Origin of the sequence: Bartonella sp. AD24XZML (assembly GCF_042196485.1) — a bacterium.
Classification (GTDB): Bacteria; Pseudomonadota; Alphaproteobacteria; order Rhizobiales; family Rhizobiaceae; genus Bartonella.
Genome location: NZ_JBHIQH010000052.1, coordinates 80,356 through 99,560, shown reverse-complemented (window position 1 = coordinate 99,560; position 19,205 = coordinate 80,356). Strand labels below are relative to the sequence as shown.

Here is a 19,205-nt window from a genome sequence, read left to right as displayed (position 1 = left end):
CTCTCTGCTTCAAAAAGATAAAATTTATAGAAATTCCGGGAGATTTTGCTCTGTCCAGGTGCTTTAAGCACTAAAAGCAAAATGCTGATTCGAGGTCAGTGTTTTTAGACTCCCGGAATACCAACGCGAGGGTGCTCGCAACCGGCGGGGAAAAATGCAATCTCAAAATCTTAATATTGATCTTTTTATTGGCAAAAAAATTCGTTTGAGACGAAAAATGCTAAAAATGTCTCAAACAACTTTAGGACACGCTTTAGGTGTCACTTTCCAACAAATTCAAAAATATGAAAACGGCTTAAATCGTGTCAGCGCAGGGCGTTTAATGGAAATTTCTGATATCTTGAATGTTCCACTTTCCTTTTTTTATGCCGATATCTTAACAAAACACCAGCCCCCATACCACCATGATGAAATTGCATCAAGCACAGAGGAATACCTTCTGCTCAAAAGATTTAGAGTTCTAACAACGGTAAAAAAGAAAGCCTTTTTACAGCTGATCTCTGATAAGAATACAAACGAACACCCTACGATAACACACACCACGCTCTATCCCATGAGACACTTATAATAAACTCCGTATTCACATATTCATCACATATTCTTAATTAAAAACACCTCATGGTTTTAGGGAACTTATATCATTGCCATCAATGATGATATTTTACGACACAACGGGATAAATTTCCCCAAAATCTCAAAAAGTTTTGTGCAAATTTTTAAAAAGCTTGCGTCTGAGCGCTTTTTATGGTCTTGCAAAGAACTGAAAAGCAAAAATACATAAAGGTCCTTTTTTACTTAAGCTTTTCTCTTTGCAAAAAGCAGGAGAAAGCCCATAAAGAGCACATAGGACCATGAGAGAGCAGCAAGGTTAATCAAAGGGATTTTAGCCCGAAAATAACAAAAGAGCTTGACTGTTAAAGGCAGCAAAGAAAAGCGCCATAAAGACAACAAGAGAGTTCTTTTTGCAAGAATAGAATTGGATAGAAACGATGAAAATTAATGGCAATGAAATTCGCCCTGGTAATGTGATCGAACATCAAGGAAGCTTATGGGTTGCTGTTAAATGCAACGCTGTAAAACCAGGAAAAGGTGGTGCATTTAACCAAGTTGAAATGAAAAATTTGATTGATGGTACAAAACTTAATGAGCGATTTCGCGCTGCTGAGACAGTTGAACGCGTGCGCCTTGAACAAAAAGATTTCACATTTCTTTATCAACAAGGGGATGCTTTGGTCTTTATGGATTCAGAATCTTATGAACAACTAGAACTTCAAAAGGATTTTGTTGGTGAACGTGCTGCTTTTCTCCAAGATGGGATGACTGTCACAGTTGAACTTTATCAAGAAAAGCCTATTGGCATCTCACTTCCTGATCAAGTTGCTGTCACGATTGCAGAAGCCGATCCTGCCATCAAAGGACAAACGGTTACCTCCTCTTATAAACCCGCCATTCTTGAAAACGGGATTCGTATTCTTGTTCCCCCCTTTATGAATGCTGGTGAACGTATCATTGTAGACACCAATGAGTTGATTTATTTGCGTCGTGCAAATGAAAAAGATAAATAAAGGAATAAAAAATGGCCCATTCTGCAGTCATGAATGTCATGGTGCAAGCTGCAATGAAAGCAGGACGCTCGTTGGTACGTGATTACGGTGAAGTGCAAAATTTGCAAGTGTCTTTGAAAGGACCAGCAGATTATGTCAGCCAAGCAGATCGCAAAGCGGAAAAAATTATTTTCAATGAATTAAGCAAAGCGCGCCCCAAATTTGGTTTTCTGATGGAAGAGTCTGAAGAAATCATTGGAGAAGATTCACAACACCGTTTTATTGTTGACCCTTTAGATGGTACTACAAATTTTCTCCATGGCATTCCTTTTTTTGCTGTTTCCATTGCCTTAGAAAGCCAAGGAAAAATCGTTGGTGGTGTCATTTACAATCCCGTAAGTGATGAACTCTTCACCGCAGAACGCGGGTGTGGTGCTTTTTTCAATGACCGCCGCTGTCGCGTTTCTGCTCGACGCAGACTAGAAGATTGTGTCATTGCCACAGGAATGCCTCATTTTGGACACCCAAATCATGGAACCTACCTTATTGAATTACGTAATGTGATGGCAGAGGTTGCCGGACTTCGCCGTTTTGGTGCTGCTGCTCTTGATTTAGCTTATGTGGCTGCTGGAAGAACCGATGGCTTTTGGGAAGATAACCTGCAAATTTGGGATATGGCTGCTGGAATACTGATGGTTCGTGAAGCCGGTGGTTTTGTCACCGATAAAGAAGGCGGCAACAATATATTTCGCAAAAAAAATATCATTGCCGGCAATGAACACATTCGCCTAAAATTAGAAAAAACCCTCAAAAAAGGCATTTAGTCCTCATAGTAAGCTCTCAAAAGGACATCTTTTTAAAAGACAATACGAGTCCCCCTCTGAATACTCCTCATCACGCAACCTATCTCATCAAATTACACAATATGATGAAAAAATTCGGAAAATTGTGATGAGAGAACTTATAAAACTTCGCTTGTCTTAGCACTGCCACTCTTGATTTAGCTTATCCGTTAGTCGAGCCGAGAGCTTTTGGAAAAACAATCTAAAAATTTGCAACAGAACACCCCGTATACAAAGGTTCACAAAACCATCACCAACGATCACGCCCCCAAAAAAACCTAAAAATACAATTACAGTCTAGCCAATATTATTGACACTGTTGTTTCCTCAATTCCTCTGCAAACAAACCAGAAAACAAAAAGAACCATAAAAACAAAACGCTCTCAAAAACAACAAATACACCTGCTGCAAAAACCTCCCCTACTCTTCTTAAGAAATCACCCTTACACAACGCAAAAAGATTGGCTACCAAAGCCTGCCCTCTCCTCTCCCATAAGAACTGTCACTATGCCTCTCAAGAGTTTTTACCACTGCATAGCAACAGAAATTTCAGCAAATCCACCGCACTCCACCCTCCCCCTTCATTTAATCGTTATCCAAAATGCCGATGAAATTCGCACGAGATTTGTAGTAACAAAAATCCTTTTTCTCAAAAATCGCCGCCTGCATTTCCCTCTTTAACTGTTCTTGATTATCTTTAACTACCTCTTCTAGGACATTTACCTTCTCCTCATCAAAGATAATCTTTAATTTTTTTGTGAATCTCCTATTCCAACGAGCTGCTCCCCAAAAATCAACCGATTATCACATTTCTCATTTGATGATTTCAACCATCTTCTAGCACCTGATGCGTAAGCCTTTTTAAACGTTAGAGTCCCTTCAACAATGGAAGAATCTGGTCCCATACTTGCATCATTATCTTTACACGTATTGATTGTATCTTTAACTATGGTATAAGAGCACCCCTTATCAAAAGCCATATAGCCCTTTTTTACTGTTTTAATGAGCTTCTTATAGTAAATAAAAGTCTCTCTCGCCTTTTTATAACCATCGGAAATATCACACAATAACAACAGCACATCCTTTTTACAACATAGTAACGGTGCACATTGATCAGACAAAAAATTCCTGTGCTCTAACATTTTCTCTATCTCTTTATGTCTGGGATTATAGATATATTGTCCCACAAAGTATCTGCAAATTTTTGCTTTTCATTCTTCTTTTTAGATAGTTTTTCTTTTTGCTGTTTGCATTCAGCTATAATCACATCATCAAGAACGTACAACAATCAATGAAGCAATAACATTGTAGGTTTATAATATTCTTTATTCGTATGAGTATTAACAAATCCTTTCAGAGAAATTCCATTCTCTTCCATGAATTTCCCTGCTTTTACATAATATTGCTCAAAAAGTGTTTTATTCAAAAGATTATATATTTTTTCAATCTGCTCATCAGTCAGTTCTGTTTCGAGTGCCTCCTTATACAATAAAGACAATTCTCTCTCCCCTTGCGCACAAATATTCTTTACCAATGAAGGTCTGTTCCCGTGAGCTTTCATGCCTGCTCTAGAATTTTTTATCTCTAGTATATCCCTTTCCCATTGCCTTACTCCCTCATCCCATTGCTCAACCCACTCCTTTGATATTTTTTGCGTTTTTTCAAAAAGCCTTTGTTCCCCTTCTGCAATAATCTTTTCATATATCTCGCACCCTCGAACTTTCTGTTCAAATTGTTCAGTTAATTGCTTGTTACGATAATTTACAAATGCCAGCATTACAGCCACCCCACAAAGCACTATTACCATTGCTACAATTAAAAAAGCCTCCTTTGAAAATCCCCCAAAAACCACAGCTGCTTCAAGGTGTATACAAGCATAAAGATGAATCCTACAATCTTCACCGCCCATTTAAAAATGAACTTGATGGTGACTATCATTCGGGAGTTATTAGTTTCTTCTTTTATCGGATTATCAATTACCTCTTTTATTTCTTCATCCATTATTTCCCTCTTTTTGTTTGTGCAACCTTCCCATCGACTTCTCGGTATTGTGTCATTATATGTATATGCGATTCACGGGATACTACATATTATGTTTTAACAAAATTAGTATACAAAATATAGATAGCTGTATTGATAAATGCAAACGATTTGTATTTTATTATACTGCTATTGTGTTTTATACGCTTTAAAGAAAAGCCTTTTAAAACCTCACAATGCATGATCTATGAAATATGGGAAAAAATACTAAAAATCTTAACACAGCAAAACATGGCTGCGTGCCCTCTTAGCTCTGTTTTGTAAAATCGATAAAAAAACATCTCTCAGCCCATTTATCGGCTCTTTTTCCATAAGCCGGCACCATCACACATTTTGCCACCCTCTAATATTGCTACAGCCCTTAAAACTTGAGAGGATTCATAAGAAACATTGTTCTTTCTCAAGTGTTTTACACCATACAGACTTCCCCGCTTGATATATGTAAGAGACATGATTTTATTGGTTCACCATACATAGGTTTGAAATAAGAAAATTTATAATTTTAGAAGCTCTCATCCAACATGCAAAACAATGAATTATCCTTATAAATCAACGTGACAGTGCTGTTATGAAGAGAACTCCTTGCTCATCTTAATAGTCCATAGCGATTTAACTGGGTATTATTTTATATTCTGTACACAGAAGTGTCTTTATAAAAATACTTCATCTCAGGCAAAAAAAAGAACAGCCCATTAAAAAAGAAAAACATCTCAATGCTTGCCTTTCTTTTTTCCATGAGAGTTTCAAATTAATAAGCCTGTCTGAAAAGAGTGCTGTTTATGCCCTTAAAGATACGGCTCTTGTATCATGATCACTTACTCAGGTGAAAATTGGAGTTTTGCGAGGTAAGCGTAAACGCCATTTTTTGCCACAAGTTCAGCATGGGTTCCTTCTTCCACAAAAGCGCCTTTATCCATCACGAGAATACGATCAGCTTTTAAAATTGTTGCCAAACGATGTGCAATGACCAGGATTTAGGATTTTGTATCAATCCTTCTAAGATATCTTGCACCAACTTTTCACTGTTTGCATCTAAAGCAAATGTTATTTCATCAAGTAGCAACATTTTGATTTATAATAATTCATTGTTTTGTATGTTGAATGAGTATCCCGAATACTGTAGGATTCTCTCATTTCAAACCATGTTCCATGGTGAAGCAACCAAAACCATGCCTTTTGCACTTTACAAGTGGGGAGAGCTCGCGTGAATAAAAAACTATTAAGAAAGAACTTAAAATGCCTATAATAAATCGTCTCAAATGCCAAGGGCTGTAGCAACATCCACGAGTTGGCAAATATAATGACGGTGCCGGCTTGCAACAAGAAGGATGCATTTCTTAAAATCGCCAGTGCAATACCAATGCGTTGTTTTTGCCCCCCAGAAAGCATGGTACCACGTTCCCCTACTTGCGTATCCAAGCCATCTGGTAAAGCGTGAATAAATTCAAATGCATTGGCAGCTTTAGAAGCGGAAAATACTTCCTCTCCATGGATATGTTCAGTTCCAAAAAAAGAAGAAAAGTTTGCAATTATTTTATTTCAAGTCTTTATACTCTAGGGAAGAAAGGATTTATGCGTATATTTCAAAATGATTTTTGAATTTAAAAAACGCAACCACAATGATTTATAAGTGTTTAAGACCCATCTGTTTATGTCGGATGCGTTTTTGAATTAATATTTAAAGTGCACTCTTTGATAGGATAAAAAATCCATCCATTTGCAATCGATTTGTTTAAAACCTTTGTACCCCATAAAAAGGAGGCTTTTACATGCCAATATTACCAAAGCGATTTTTGAATTTAGAAAGACGACCACCGCGATCTACGAGTGTTTGGGAGCCACCTGTCCATGCCGGATGCGTTCTTGGATCAATATCTAGATTAAGAGTATCGCCTTCTTTTCCCCAAGTAGAGCGCGTCGTATATTGGGTTCCATCCGTCATAACAACGGTAATTTTATGATAGTTGGGGTGAATATTCGCTTTCATGCGTCAAACCTTTTGCGTTTATAGAATGAAATAGCACTTGCTTGTTTTTTTAAGTGCACTTCCTTTGTCTTTTTGATACATTGATTAAAGTATTTATTCCTATAACTGAGCACGCATCAAAAAACAAGTGTTCAAGATACATCATTGTATCAAGTGTTACAAATCCAATACAGTGAGCAAAATTTTATGACATTACGTTATCGTTCAGAAAAATCGACAAAGTCTTCCCCTAAGAAATCTTCATTCTCTTCGCTTGCAATTTTTTTTCCTTATCTTTTGCGCTATCGTTGGTTGTTTATCTTTGCTTTTCTAGCATTATCTGTTGCTGCTCTTGTCACATTAGCTTTGCCTGTGGCTATCCGCCAAATGTTTGATCATGGGTTTTCTACTTCAAGCCATGGACATATTAATTTTTACTTTGGAATTTTGTTTATCTTAGCCTTGTTTCTCGCATTTGCTTCAGCAGCCCGTTATTACTGTGTTATCACCTTAGGAGAACGGATTGTTGCCGATTTACGGCGTGATGTGTTTGTCCATATTATGAAACTTTCTCCTGCTTTTTTTGATCGGTCACATTCAGGAGAGATTGTTTCAAGGCTTCTAACAGATACCACACAAATAAAATTAGCTGTGGGCTCTACCGCCTCTACCGCATTGCGTCAGCTGATTATCGTGATCGGAGCCGTCGTAATGATGGTGATCACCAATGCTAAATTGTCTTTGTTGGTTTTAGCTGCTATTCCTGTTGTGGCCATTCCCTTGGTGGTTTTTGGGCGTAAAGTTCGCTCTCGTACGCGTGCGGCGCAAGATCGTCTCGCAGATGCCAATGCTGTTGCTACAGAACAGGTCAGTGCTATTCGCACTGTGCAAGCTTTTACTGCAGAAAAACTCGTTACAACACGTTTTTCACAATTGATAGAACGTGCTTTTCAAACAGCACGTGCTTCTGTGATCCTGCGCTCCTTTTTTACGGGGTTTGCAATTTTTTTGGTTTTTAGCAGTGTGGTTGCTGTTTTATGGATTGGATCGCGTGATGTTTTGAATGGAACAATGACAGGGGGAACCTTAGGGCAATTTGTCCTTTATGCGGTTTTTGGAGCTTCTACTTTTGCGCAATTATCGGAACTGGGAGCAGAATTAATCCAAGCAGCAGGCGCTGCTGAACGGCTTGCCGAATTGTTACAAGAACAACCTACTATTGTAGCTCCTAAAAATGCTTTATCATTAGAGCAACCTGTTCGAGGTGAACTTGTTTTTGATCAGGTTGATTTTACCTATCCTTCTAGACCACAAGAGAAGGTTTTACGCTCACTTTCCTTTTCTGTAAAAGCAGGCGAAACGGTTGCTTTTGTTGGAGCTTCCGGAGCAGGAAAAAGCAGCATTTTTTCTTTGATCCTTCGTTTTTATGATCCAATAAGTGGAACAATTCGGTTGGATGGCATGGAAATTAATCGCCTTTCTTTACAAGATTTACGCAGTGCAATTTCCTATGTTCCACAAGATGTCGCCATTTTTGATGGAACATTGCGTGATAATATTATTTTTGGAACTGAAAATACCCATGAAGAGGAAATCCTTGTTGCCGCTAAAGCGGCTAATGCACTTGAATTTATTCAAGCTTTACCAGATGGCTTGAATACGCAAGTAGGAGAACGCGGTACCATGCTTTCTGGGGGACAAAAACAACGCATTGGTATTGCGCGGGCAATTTTAAGAAATGCACCCCTCTTGCTGCTTGATGAAGCAACATCGGCTTTGGATGCAAACAGTGAAAAGTTTGTGCAAGACGCTTTAGAAGGATTGATGCAAAATCGTACAACCTTGGTCATTGCACATCGTTTAGCAACAATTTTAAAAGCAGATCGTATTCTGGTGATGGATAAAGGGAATCTTGTGGAAGAAGGAACCCATGCTGAACTTGTGGCAAAAAATGGCGTTTACGCTTACCTCGCAAAACTCCAATTTTCACCTGAGTAAGTGATCATGATACAAGAGCCGTATCTTTAAGGGCATAAACAGCACTCTTTTCAGACAGGCTTATCAATTTAAATCTCTCATGGAAAAAAGAAAAGCAAGCATTGAGATGTTTTTCTTTTTTCTGCGCAAGATAGAGCCTTTTTATAAAGATACTTCTGTGTACAGAATGTAAAATGATACCAAGTTAATCTCTATGGACTATTAAGATGAGCAAGGAGTTCTCTTCATAACAGCGCCATAACGGTGATTTATAAGGATAATTCATTGTTTTTCATGAAAGATCATAAATACCATAGGATTTTCTCATGTCAAACCCTCATAGTAAGTCAAACAAAATCTCTTGGCTTGCACATCACAAGCAGAGTTGGCGTGTGGAGTGAAACAGTACAAGAAAGGAATAAAATACCTCTCTTTCCCCTTTACGTTCTAAGGGCTGTCAAAACATTGGGGCGCTGACAAAAGAGTATACGCTAGCAAAGAGTATAATGGTGCTCGCTTGCTGAAGCCCTTATGCGGCTCACTTGATAGGTTCTAGGGACGCAAGCACTACCCTAAAGACTGACCACACTCTTAAAAAAACTGAATATGAAAAACTTTCCATGCCCTCTCTCACCACTATAAATAATAGTGTTTGCCGAAAATCATGACAAATTGTAATTCACAAATACGCTTCTCTATTGCAAGAGTATCCTTTTATGCTCTTTCAAAAACACGAACACTTTTTGAATATTGTTTGCAGATCCGTCTTATTGAAAAAGAGCAAAGACTTTTTTAGCACTTTTGGGCTTCTTATAACTTTTGTGTGAGAGCACATGAGCAACAACTTTTATAATAAACTGGCTTTTGGCAAAATTGTAAAATTTTATCAAATTTATTGTTTGTAAATATCACCACGATCACTGTTCTGCTCTTGCAGACATGCAACCTCAAAACACCGTTCTCTTTGCTCATAAATTGTCTCTCCAGCTCTCTCTTTCAGGCATAGCCCATAAAAATAAGGATAGAGTACTTCGATTGAACACCATCTTCTCACCCCCTCCAAGCCCCATATATTTTACAGCTCTCAATTTTATAGCACCCCCTGTCATGCTTTAAGAAGGCACATTAACGATGATAAGAACATATACAAAGAAGATATATCTTTAGGGTATTTATGTTTAAAAGCTTGCACTAAATCATAATTTTTTGTATAGTGGGCTAAGTGTATGCAGAACGGACACCCTAACCATTTCAAACCATTCAGCTGTTTCAGGAACAGATAAGTCAAGTTTTACGATTATATCTTCAACCACGAATTCACCGAAGTACGGAGGATTTTCATCATTTTTTAGCGCTCTCTCTTCAGTGATCCTCTAGATAATTAACTCATTCAGCATCTATACCAGCAAAGCCAAATATTACGTGCTAATTTTCCTTTACATTCATTAGCCACCCCCCTCAAAATAACCTTTTAGTGAATAGAGCTAAAAGGATAAGTCTTCAAAACCATTTGGTGATATAGCTATATCAAGAGCACCTAAAATACGACTTAGTTGCTCAATATAGGCAACCTCCCCCTTTATTGTATCAGTCTTGTAGAAGACTTTAAGTCTTTTATGCTTAAATCAAAAAAAAATTATAATTGGATTATATTGCATAAAGATGCTTTTTCTCATTTTTCCATTTAACACACGATAAGTTACCATTTAGGCACGATGAGAAGCTTTCCCCTTATATCATACATGATAAAAACAAAATAAGCCGTTTGGGTGTCTTAAGGTCAAGGATGCCGTTAGACGCAACTTGTAAAGGGTTGCCTTGAGGCTTAAGGACCCAAAGCTTGTTAGTCCATTCATTAAACACGGGTCTGATGTCATTATTTTGGAGAGCGATTATTAAGAATTTGAGAGGCAGACAGCCTCTCATTTTGATTTGTATGCAAACGAATTGCACTCTATTTATTCAGGGAGAATAAGAACATACCCTGGAGGTGCTAAACGGAACAAGAGAGCGCGTAACCCCACGCAGCATAATGCAGCAAATAGAAAAAACGCCTTCACCAATTGCTAAGATTAATGTGAGCGATATACCGGCTTCATCTGCTGTTGCTTCGCGGCGTTGTAAGTAGTATCCGACAAAAAAGAAAAAGCACGCTAATCCACTCGTACCCGAAAAGAAGCTTAGTATGGCATGAACCGGTCCACGTATTCGGAACAGGATAAGAAAAATTATGAAAGTAAATACTGTAAAGATCCCTTCGAATACCCCACGCACCATATTGCACAATTTTCGCATCATAATTGCAGAAAAGCTCTGTTCTGCGTATCAATTTTTTCTTTTGATGCTTGTATTCTTAGAAGATATACTGTCCACAACTCCCCCCGTTTTAAGACAAGATGCTATAAAGTTAGTTACTTTTAATTATATCATCAAAAAATACAAGAAAAATTTATCCATTTTAACGAAAAATAGGTGTTTTATTGAGGTGCAAATCTATTTTCTTTCGCAAGAGTTATTCAATTCGTTCGCCAATAGAAAACTACCCCCATTGAAGAGGAAGCTATCCTGACGCAGAAAAGCTTCATAAGCTGTATTCCAATCCGCTCAGAAATCGCAACTCTCTAATCTACCCGCTTAATCCACCTTTGAAACTGCAATCAAATAAATTCTGCTGATGACAAGTAATGATAACATGAAAAAGAGAAAATATCACAATATCAAACTCTTCAATACAGTATGAGCTTTATGATTTTCACTCAAGAAGTAAGTGCCCACCCATGAACGACACCATACTAAAGTGCTGTGCATTCACAAATTTCCTAGCGTTATCTCCCCTTCTCGAAATTGCACCTCTCCCGCAATCTTATCTCTCGATAGCACCCATTAAAGACTTTTAAAAGGTCCAAGGAAAAAACTCTCTGAGAAAGCTTTCAAGCCTAAAATGCCCCCGCCATTCTTATCATGATGAAGGCGCAAAAAATCACGCAGAAACATGAAAAATCTCTCCGCATTTAAAAACAGAGCTTGTCCTTCAAGCGCACGCTTTTTCTTGTTCTTTTGTCCATTGTCCCAAAGCCGCAAGATGGTTCATCCAAGCCCGATGACGAAATGCCTTCTGTGCAACAGCAATATTTTCATCTTTTCCTGCCCATGCTTTTAAGGCAGCTGCTTGCAGTGCTCGCCCATAGGAAAAGGTCAATTTCCAAGGCAATACGCCCAAAGAATTCATAGCAGATAAATGCGCCGTTGCTTCCTGATCAGACTGCCCTCCAGAAAGAAAAGCAATTCCGGGAACAGCGGCAGGAACAGTCTGTTTAAGCACTTGGACGGTCTTTTCAGCAACTTCTTCAACAGAAGCCTTGCGAGCATCCTTTCCATCAATCACCATATTGGGCTTTAAAATCATCCCCTCCAAAAGAACACGAGCTTCAAACAATTCTTTAAAGACAGCCTGCAAAACAGTGCGTGTCACCTCAAAGCAGCGTGTAATTGAATGCCCACACGATGGTCCATCCATCAACACTTCCGGCTCAACAATGGGCACAATATTGAACTCCTGACATAAGGCAGCATAGCGCGCAAGAGCTTGTGCATTTTGTCTTATGGCGCCTCTTGTTGGCAAAGTGTGTTCATCAATAGCAATTACCGCACGCCATTTAGCAAAACGTGCTCCCAAAGCATAATAGTCTTTTAGCCGCTCACGAAGACCATCCAACCCTTCGGTAATTGTCTCTTGGGGAAAAGCAGCCAAGGGTTTTGCACCGGTATCAACTTTAATCCCTGGCAAAGCGCCTGAATCCCGAATAAGATCCGTCAACATTTTCCCAGTTGATGCTTTTTGCCGAATGGTTTCATCAAATAAAATAACCCCAGAGATGGCGTTTTCCATCGCTTCTTTTGTACTAAAAAGCATTTCACGATAAGCACGGCGCTTATCTTCATTGGATTCAACACCAATGCTTTCAAAACGCTTTCCAATGGTCGCCGTACTTTCATCTGCCGCCAAAATACCTTTACCCGCATGCACCAAAGCAAGTGCAATATCTTCAAGCCGTTCATTCATAAAAAAGTCCTCTTTATTTTGTCTTAATTTCTAAAAATGCGCAACACTATCAAAACACTCTACACGACCGTATAGTTTTTCTTTAACCTTCCCCTTCAAAGAAGCCCTTTAAGCCTGCATAAGGGCAAAAATACCAGGAAGGGTCTTTCCTTCCATCCATTCCAAAAAAGCCCCTCCAGCAGTCGAAAGATAAGTAAAATCATTGGCAACACCGGCATGATTAAGGGCAAAAACCGTATCGCCCCCTCCCGCAATTGAAACCAACTTTCCCGTCAAACTACGTTCTGCTGCATGGCGTGCAACGGCAATGGTCCCCTTATCAAAAGGAGACATTTCAAAAACACCAAGGGGTCCATTCCACACAAGAGTAACAGCTTCATCTATCGCAGCATTGATATGCGCAATAGAGCGTGTCCCAATATCCAATATCATGCCATCTTGTGGAATATCTTCAATGTCATAAAGACGATGCGGTGCATCTTTTTCAAAGCGAAATCCAACGACAGCATCCTGAGGAAGCAGAAGGGTACATTGACACTCTTGCGCTTTTTTGATGATTTTTTTTATCGTGTCCATCAGCGCATGTTCACACAGTGACTTACCAACAGACACACCTTGCGCAGCTAAAAAACTGTTAGCCATCCCCCCTCCAATAATTAAGGAGTCAACTTTTTCCACCAAATGATTGAGCACAAAAAGCTTACTAGAAACCTTTGCTCCTCCCACAAGGGCAACCACAGGACGTGCTGGATTGCCAAGTCCTTTTTCTAATGCCTGCAATTCACCTTGCAAAGAGCGTCCTGCATAAGAAGGCAACAAATGCGTTATTCCCTCCACCGAAGCATGGGCACGATGAGAAACTGAAAAAGCATCATTAACATAGAGATCTCCATTATGAGCCAACGCTTCTGCAAAAGAACAATCATTCTTTTCTTCACCAGCATAAAAACGAACATTTTCAAGCAGTAAAACACCACCATTTTGTAATGACTCAACTGCAACCTGCACCGCCGAACCGATACAGTCAGGAGCAAAAGCAACCGACTGATTAATGATCTTTTCCAGCACTTGCACAACAGGACGGAGTGAAAACTCTTGCTCTACCTTTCCTTTGGGGCGACCACAATGAGAAAGCAGAATAAGTTTAGCACCACACTTTTGCAGCTCAACGAGTGTCTCTTTATGCCGCTCTAAGCGTGTCGTATCACAGACCTTACCCTGCGCCATTGGCACATTAAAATCCACCCGCACAAGAACACGTTTTCCAGTGACATCAACATCATCAAGTGTACGAAACCCCATCACTGCTTCCTCTTCACTTTCCATTGTTTCAAATAAAAACGCATCCAACAACCCTGCCCACTTTTCTTTCCACTTATCCCCTCTTTGCTTTTACAAGAGATCCACGACAGCCTATCTCTCACCCTTTGTTTGAAAAGCCAAAGCTTTTATCGTCAAATGTACAAAAGCCCACCATTGCTCTTAATCTTCATATTCCATTGTGGCAAACAAATGCATTGGCTCAATTTGATCTCTATTAAAGCTTCCTTTTACTTCTAGGCAAAAGAGTTTACATCTCCTGTTTCCTAACATTTTCTCAAAAGGTATCTCGTTCAGATCTTACTTTTTCAAAGTTTACTCTTTCATTCATCTTTTAAAAGCACGTATTGACCCAGTATTAAAACAAAACACATCATCAATGTTTCAATAGCCTCTTCTCTCTAGCGCATGAGAACAACAGCCTCTATCTGTTTTTCTCAAAATTGCATAAAAATGAGACTTTTCCCTATAAAAAGAGGACCTCAGGGTCCTCTTATATTGTCTTAGCAAAAGCCACTGCCGTATCACTCATACGGTTAGAAAAGCCCCATTCATTATCATACCAAACCAGAACGCGACAGAGCTTACCATCAATCACTTTGGTTTGATCATTGTGGAAAATAGCTGAATGAGGATTATGATTAAAATCACAACTCACGAGTTTCTCTTCTGTAGTGTCCAAAACACCCTTCAAAGAACCTTGTGCAGCAGCAGCAATAGCTGTATTAATTTCTTCGATTGTTGTGGAACGCTTAGCGATAAATGTCAAATCAACCACAGAAACATTAGGGGTCGGAACACGAATCGACACACCGTCAAGCAGCCCCTTTAATTCTGGCAAGACCAATCCCACAGCTTTCGCTGCTCCTGTTGAGGTAGGAATCATAGAAAGAGCTGCCGCACGTGCACGATAAAGGTCCCGATGCATTGTATCCAACACAGGTTGATCACCCGTATAAGAATGGATTGTTGTCATAAAGCCCTTTTCAATGCCCACTGTGTTGTGTAAAACTTGTGCAACAGGCGCCAAACAATTGGTTGTACAAGAAGCATTTGAAACAACGCGATGCTCGCTGCTTAAAGATTGATGATTAACCCCATAGACGACCGTAAGATCTGCTCCTTCAGAAGGCGCAGAAATAAGAACACGCTTTGCCCCCGCATCTAAATGAGCACTTGCTTTATCACGCGCAGTAAAAATACCCGTACATTCCAAAGCAATATCGATATCCAAATCTTTCCAAGGCAATTGAGCAGGATCACGCTCTGCGCATACCTTTATTAAACTACCTCCCACATCAATAGCATCCCCTATCACCTTAACGATACCAGGAAAACGCCCATGAACTGAATCATAGCGTAATAAATGGGCATTTGTTTCCACCGATCCCAAATCATTAATTGCAACCACTTCAATATCTTGTCGTCCACTTTCCACAAGTGCACGTAAAATATTGCGACCAATACGACCAAACCCATTAATTGCAACACGAACTGTCATTTCACATGTTTCCTCATAATTTTTTAAGCACAACATTTAAAACACAATAAATGGGTATTTCACCAATCCCAAATCATTAATTCCCACATTGTCAATATCTTGATCACTCACTCACTTATCCACAATAATGCACAAAATATGATGCCCTAAAACCACCCCATTCATGACAACACAAGCTGTCACTTTGTCTTTTCTTCTTTGATCTTTTCCAGTTCTTTTTCAACGGTGGCAACGACATTTTCCCAAGTAATACCAAAATGCGCATAAAGGGCATCAATTGTTCCACTTGCCCCAAAGCCCTCCATACCAATAAACACACCATCACAGCCAATAAAACGGTCCCATCCTTGGGCGACGGCAGCCTCAATGGCAACTTTAATCGGTGCATCTCCAATGAGAGCACACTGATAGGAGAGAGATTGTTGAGAAAAAAGTTCAAAACAAGGCACAGAAACCACACGCGTTGGGATGCCTTTTTCTTCTAATACCGCATGTGCCTCCACTGCAATTTGCAATTCTGAACCAGAAGCAAACAGCGTCACTTGTGCATCATCGCTAGCTGTTAGGAATTCATAAGCACCAAGCATACAGAGATTTTCTTCTTCATATTCCTGACGCAAAAGCGGTAGATTTTGTCTACTTAAAGCCAAGGTAGAAGGTGTCCCGCGTGCTTTCAAAGCCAATTGCCAACACTCGACTGTCTCCATAGCATCGGCAGGACGGAACACAAAATGATTAGGCATTGCACGCAGGCAAGCCAAATGCTCCACGGGTTGATGGGTCGGACCATCCTCACCAAGACCAATAGAATCATGAGTCATGACATAAATCACCCGCAACCCCATGAGAGAAGACAAACGCATAGCAGGACGCATATAGTCAGAAAAGCATAAAAAGGTTCCCCCATAAGGAATAAAGCCGCCATAAAGGGCAAGACCATTCATCACAGCTCCCATTACATGTTCGCGAATTCCATAATGCAGATAGCGCCCTGAAAAATCTTCAGCAGAGATACTTTTCATCTGGCTGCTTTTTGTATTATTAGATCCGGTTAAATCAGCCGAACCACCAATAGTTTCAGTAACGACTTCATTAATCACTTCAAGAGCCATTTCCGAAGCTTTACGCGTAGCAACAACAGGGCGCTCTCCAACGAGTTTTTGTTTATAAGTATCAATAGCACCATCAAATCCGCCCACGAGATCGCCCCGCATCAATCTTTCGAACTCCACACGCTCTGAAACAGGAAGATCAGCAAATTTTTCTTCCCATTTTTGGCGTTTTTTAGCAGCATTGAGACTAGCCAAGCGCCAATTATCAAGAATATCGGCTGGAATAACGAAAGGCTCAGCATCCCACCCTAACGCGATACGGGTTTCAGTGATTTCTCGTGCGCCCAAAGGAGCTCCATGAACTTTATTGGTACCCGCTTTATTGGGTGCTCCAAAACCAATTGTTGTTTTACAAGCAATCAAAGTTGGTTTATCGGAGTTTTGTGCCGCCTCAATAGCCCGCGCAATTGCTGCTTGATCATGCCCATTGACTTTATGTGTCTCCCAACCAGATGCCTTAAAACGCGCAATCTGATCTGTACTGTCAGCAAGGGAAATCTCTCCATCGATAGAAATATTATTATCGTCCCACAATACAATAAGCTTATTGAGTTTCAAATGACCAGCAAGGGAAAGTGCTTCTTGAGATATCCCTTCCATAAGGCATCCATCGCCCACCAACGCATAAGTGTAATGGTTGATAAGATCACCAAAACGGGCATTTTGCAAACGCTCTCCAAGAGCCATCCCCACGGCATTAGCCAACCCTTGTCCAAGAGGACCAGTCGTTGTTTCGATTCCTGCCACATGCCCATATTCTGGATGCCCGGCAAGCTTTGCTCCTAATTGGCGAAAATTTTTGAGATCTTCAATGCCAATATCTTCATAACCAGAAAGATACAAGAGAGCATAAAGCAACATAGACCCATGTCCTGCTGATAACACAAAACGATCACGGTTAGGCCAGCGAGGTTTTTTGGGGTCGTGAGCAAGAAATTTTGTGTAAAGAACCGTAGCAATATCGGCTGCTCCCATTGGCAAGCCCGGATGACCAGAATTTGCTTTTTCAATCGCATCAATAGCAAGAAAACGGATAGCATTGGCCATCTGATTCTGTTGGTGGGTGTTTGTCATGAATAATCGACCATTTCGTTAAATACGTTATTCTGTTGCTTTTTCCGTATTCTCTTAAAATTCTCAAGAAATACTATTTTCTAACCATTAGCGTGAGACTTTTTGCCACCACTTCAATAATATTAATAACATTCCCCTCACGCGTTCTGTATATCCATGTCATTTATGCCAATACGCGCAAAAAATCCAGCTTTTAATTTATATCTATCCCCTGCTTTGCTTGCTAAAATATCCTACATACTTAAAAATAAAATGCACACAACACAAGAGTGAAAGTGATTCGTTTTTGCATAACACATTGATAAAGGATACAATTACCCAAAGGATAAAGGCAATGAACCAAGAGACTACAGTTCTACAAGATGCTTTAGAGCACCTAGAAAAGGCACTTAGAACTTTAGAGATTACCATAATAAACCGCAATGCCGTTATTAATAAAAATAACGAATGGGAAGAAGAAATCCAACGAATGAATGCTGACCGCAGCCATCTTGCCCAAGCGCTTGACAAAGCTGAAGCCCAAATTGAACGCTTAGAGTCCGTAAACAAAGAAGTTTCCAAACGTCTTATTAAAGCAATGGAAACAATTCGTGTTGTCATTGATAGATAAAGGTTTGAATGTATGGAAACTGTTTCCGTTACCATTGATGGTAAAATTTATCGCATGGCTTGTGACAAAGGACAAGAACGTCGTCTTATTGCGCTTGCTGCTCAATTAGATCAATATATCACACATTTAAAGAACAATTTTGGTGAAATTGGCGACCATCGTTTATCGGTTATGGCTGGCATAATGATTATTGATGAAATGGAAGAAATAAAACGAGAAAATAAAAAATTACAAGAAGACTACAATACTCTTTTACGACTCCACAACGAAAGAGACCGCACCATGGGGAAAATTATGCGTGACACCACACAACGCATTGAAAATCTCACCAACCAATTGCTCAAAGATGATCAAAACTGCACAAACATTCAAGAACAAGAACAGGAAGATTTCTAAAAAGTACATCAGCGCGTAATAAACCAGAGACTTGATTTGTCCGCCACATCTCACAGGATAAAAATTCTTAACCCCACACCAGTCTGTAAACAGTCTGTTTTTTTATAGGAAGGATTCCAGCTACTCACGACTTATGAGATTAACTTAAACCTCAACAAGAAAGTCCTACCCTGAATATTTGACCTCCGTACAAACGCTTCCTATATCAAGGAGGCTGTCTTATATCACCACATTTCAAATGAGATGTCTTTGAACAGCGCAATAAGATAACAAAACCAACATCCTTGTAAAAAAATCATATAAATGACAACAGCAACAAACAAATAAAGCATCCTTCGAAAAAAAGAGCTATATTCATGTTCCCTATGAATGCATGCCTAAAAATTCTTTCCCCTAGATAATATCAAGCATATTCAATATATATTAAAAAATAACCTTATCTATTATACCGTAAAACACCGCCACTTGATAATACAAGCACTATGGAGTCTTTGCACCTGAAATGTCCATCCGATGAAACCCACCGAAAAGAACCGTATCATTTATAAACCAGCGTGAATTAAGTATTTTCATCCTTTAGAGCAGGAAAAAAGTCAAACTCGAAGAGTATGTTAATCTCATACAAGCTCAAACATCATAAACAACAATAATAGCTCTTGAAAACATTCTCTACCGACATCTTTATCCTTATAACAAACAAACAATTCATCCATACCTCTCTCCCCACCCCTCAAAATCTCCAAGCTTAATAAAAGAAAGA

Annotated in this window: 13 protein-coding genes and 2 pseudogenes; 6 read left to right on the top strand and 9 right to left on the bottom strand. The window is 39.5% G+C overall.

Annotated elements, in window-relative coordinates:
* The first annotated feature begins 154 nt into the window (after positions 1 to 154).
* The 3 genes from ACFIMX_RS04975 to ACFIMX_RS04965 all read left to right on the top strand — a co-directional run bounded on the left by ACFIMX_RS04975 (position 155) and on the right by ACFIMX_RS04965 (position 2,368).
* Positions 155 to 568 carry a helix-turn-helix domain-containing protein gene (locus ACFIMX_RS04975; RefSeq protein ID WP_375640366.1) on the top strand — a complete coding sequence of 138 codons (414 nt, stop codon included), beginning with the start codon at positions 155 to 157 and terminating at the stop codon, positions 566 to 568.
* 421 nt (positions 569 to 989) lie between these two features.
* Entirely contained in the window at positions 990 to 1,565 is a 576-nt protein-coding gene (gene efp / locus ACFIMX_RS04970) for an elongation factor P (RefSeq protein WP_015856958.1), read from the top strand.
* A gap of 11 nt (positions 1,566 to 1,576) precedes the next feature.
* A complete protein-coding gene (locus ACFIMX_RS04965; protein WP_375694107.1) occupies positions 1,577 to 2,368 on the top strand; it encodes an inositol monophosphatase family protein in 792 nt (263 codons plus the stop codon).
* Between the two features lie 764 nt (positions 2,369 to 3,132).
* Here the strand turns inward: ACFIMX_RS04965 and ACFIMX_RS04960 are convergent.
* The 5 genes and pseudogenes from ACFIMX_RS04960 to rpmE all read right to left on the bottom strand — a co-directional run bounded on the left by ACFIMX_RS04960 (position 3,133) and on the right by rpmE (position 6,413).
* Positions 3,133 to 3,573 (bottom strand): hypothetical protein, encoded by a 441-nt coding sequence (locus ACFIMX_RS04960; RefSeq protein WP_375640368.1) that lies wholly within the window; start codon positions 3,571 to 3,573, stop codon positions 3,133 to 3,135.
* A gap of 101 nt (positions 3,574 to 3,674) precedes the next feature.
* Positions 3,675 to 4,295 carry a hypothetical protein gene (locus tag ACFIMX_RS04955; RefSeq protein ID WP_375617858.1) on the bottom strand — a complete coding sequence of 207 codons (621 nt, stop codon included), beginning with the start codon at positions 4,293 to 4,295 and terminating at the stop codon, positions 3,675 to 3,677.
* A 946-nt stretch (positions 4,296 to 5,241) separates the two neighbouring features.
* Positions 5,242 to 5,492 (bottom strand): annotated as a pseudogene (locus tag ACFIMX_RS04950) (ABC transporter); the annotation flags it as partial.
* A gap of 263 nt (positions 5,493 to 5,755) precedes the next feature.
* A pseudogene (locus ACFIMX_RS04945) lies at positions 5,756 to 5,935 on the bottom strand (ABC transporter); the annotation flags it as partial.
* A 256-nt stretch (positions 5,936 to 6,191) separates the two neighbouring features.
* Complete coding sequence (rpmE, locus tag ACFIMX_RS04940; protein ID WP_005774581.1) at positions 6,192 to 6,413, bottom strand: 50S ribosomal protein L31; 222 nt, start codon at positions 6,411 to 6,413, stop codon at positions 6,192 to 6,194.
* Positions 6,414 to 6,599: 186 nt separating this feature from the next.
* Between rpmE and ACFIMX_RS04935 the strand changes: the two genes are divergently transcribed.
* Positions 6,600 to 8,390, top strand: a complete 1,791-nt coding sequence (locus ACFIMX_RS04935; RefSeq protein ID WP_375694106.1) for an ABC transporter transmembrane domain-containing protein — start codon at positions 6,600 to 6,602, stop codon at positions 8,388 to 8,390.
* A 3,010-nt stretch (positions 8,391 to 11,400) separates the two neighbouring features.
* Here ACFIMX_RS04935 and ACFIMX_RS04930 read toward each other — a convergent pair.
* The 4 genes from ACFIMX_RS04930 to tkt form a co-directional block, all read right to left on the bottom strand.
* Positions 11,401 to 12,432: a class I fructose-bisphosphate aldolase gene (locus tag ACFIMX_RS04930; protein WP_375694105.1), complete on the bottom strand. Its 1,032-nt coding sequence runs from the start codon at positions 12,430 to 12,432 to the stop codon at positions 11,401 to 11,403.
* A gap of 108 nt (positions 12,433 to 12,540) precedes the next feature.
* Positions 12,541 to 13,734, bottom strand: coding sequence for a phosphoglycerate kinase (locus tag ACFIMX_RS04925; RefSeq protein ID WP_375694150.1), 1,194 nt, complete (start codon positions 13,732 to 13,734; stop codon positions 12,541 to 12,543).
* A 511-nt stretch (positions 13,735 to 14,245) separates the two neighbouring features.
* The gene (gap, locus tag ACFIMX_RS04920) at positions 14,246 to 15,253 is read right to left on the bottom strand and encodes a type I glyceraldehyde-3-phosphate dehydrogenase (RefSeq protein ID WP_375694104.1); all 1,008 of its coding nucleotides are present in this window, start codon (positions 15,251 to 15,253) and stop codon (positions 14,246 to 14,248) included.
* 179 nt (positions 15,254 to 15,432) lie between these two features.
* Positions 15,433 to 17,439, bottom strand: coding sequence for a transketolase (gene tkt, locus ACFIMX_RS04915; RefSeq protein WP_375694103.1), 2,007 nt, complete (start codon positions 17,437 to 17,439; stop codon positions 15,433 to 15,435).
* Positions 17,440 to 17,773: 334 nt separating this feature from the next.
* Between tkt and ACFIMX_RS04910 the strand changes: the two genes are divergently transcribed.
* Both ACFIMX_RS04910 and ACFIMX_RS04905 read left to right on the top strand, forming a co-directional pair.
* Positions 17,774 to 18,049, top strand: a complete 276-nt coding sequence (locus ACFIMX_RS04910; protein WP_375617852.1) for a DUF4164 domain-containing protein — start codon at positions 17,774 to 17,776, stop codon at positions 18,047 to 18,049.
* 12 nt (positions 18,050 to 18,061) lie between these two features.
* A complete protein-coding gene (locus ACFIMX_RS04905) occupies positions 18,062 to 18,445 on the top strand; it encodes a cell division protein ZapA (RefSeq protein WP_375606565.1) in 384 nt (127 codons plus the stop codon).
* Positions 18,446 to 19,205 lie beyond the last annotated feature (760 nt).

Coding starts and splice junctions, on each gene's coding strand:
- ACFIMX_RS04975 (WP_375640366.1), top strand. CDS start 155: ATGCAATCTCAAAATCTTAATATTGATCTTTTTATTGGCAAAAAAATT.
- efp (WP_015856958.1), top strand. CDS start 990: ATGAAAATTAATGGCAATGAAATTCGCCCTGGTAATGTGATCGAACAT.
- ACFIMX_RS04965 (WP_375694107.1), top strand. CDS start 1,577: ATGGCCCATTCTGCAGTCATGAATGTCATGGTGCAAGCTGCAATGAAA.
- ACFIMX_RS04955 (WP_375617858.1), bottom strand. CDS start 4,295: ATGGGCGGTGAAGATTGTAGGATTCATCTTTATGCTTGTATACACCTT.
- rpmE (WP_005774581.1), bottom strand. CDS start 6,413: ATGAAAGCGAATATTCACCCCAACTATCATAAAATTACCGTTGTTATG.
- ACFIMX_RS04935 (WP_375694106.1), top strand. CDS start 6,600: ATGACATTACGTTATCGTTCAGAAAAATCGACAAAGTCTTCCCCTAAG.
- ACFIMX_RS04930 (WP_375694105.1), bottom strand. CDS start 12,432: ATGAATGAACGGCTTGAAGATATTGCACTTGCTTTGGTGCATGCGGGT.
- ACFIMX_RS04925 (WP_375694150.1), bottom strand. CDS start 13,734: ATGGGGTTTCGTACACTTGATGATGTTGATGTCACTGGAAAACGTGTT.
- gap (WP_375694104.1), bottom strand. CDS start 15,253: ATGACAGTTCGTGTTGCAATTAATGGGTTTGGTCGTATTGGTCGCAAT.
- tkt (WP_375694103.1), bottom strand. CDS start 17,439: ATGACAAACACCCACCAACAGAATCAGATGGCCAATGCTATCCGTTTT.
- ACFIMX_RS04910 (WP_375617852.1), top strand. CDS start 17,774: ATGAACCAAGAGACTACAGTTCTACAAGATGCTTTAGAGCACCTAGAA.
- ACFIMX_RS04905 (WP_375606565.1), top strand. CDS start 18,062: ATGGAAACTGTTTCCGTTACCATTGATGGTAAAATTTATCGCATGGCT.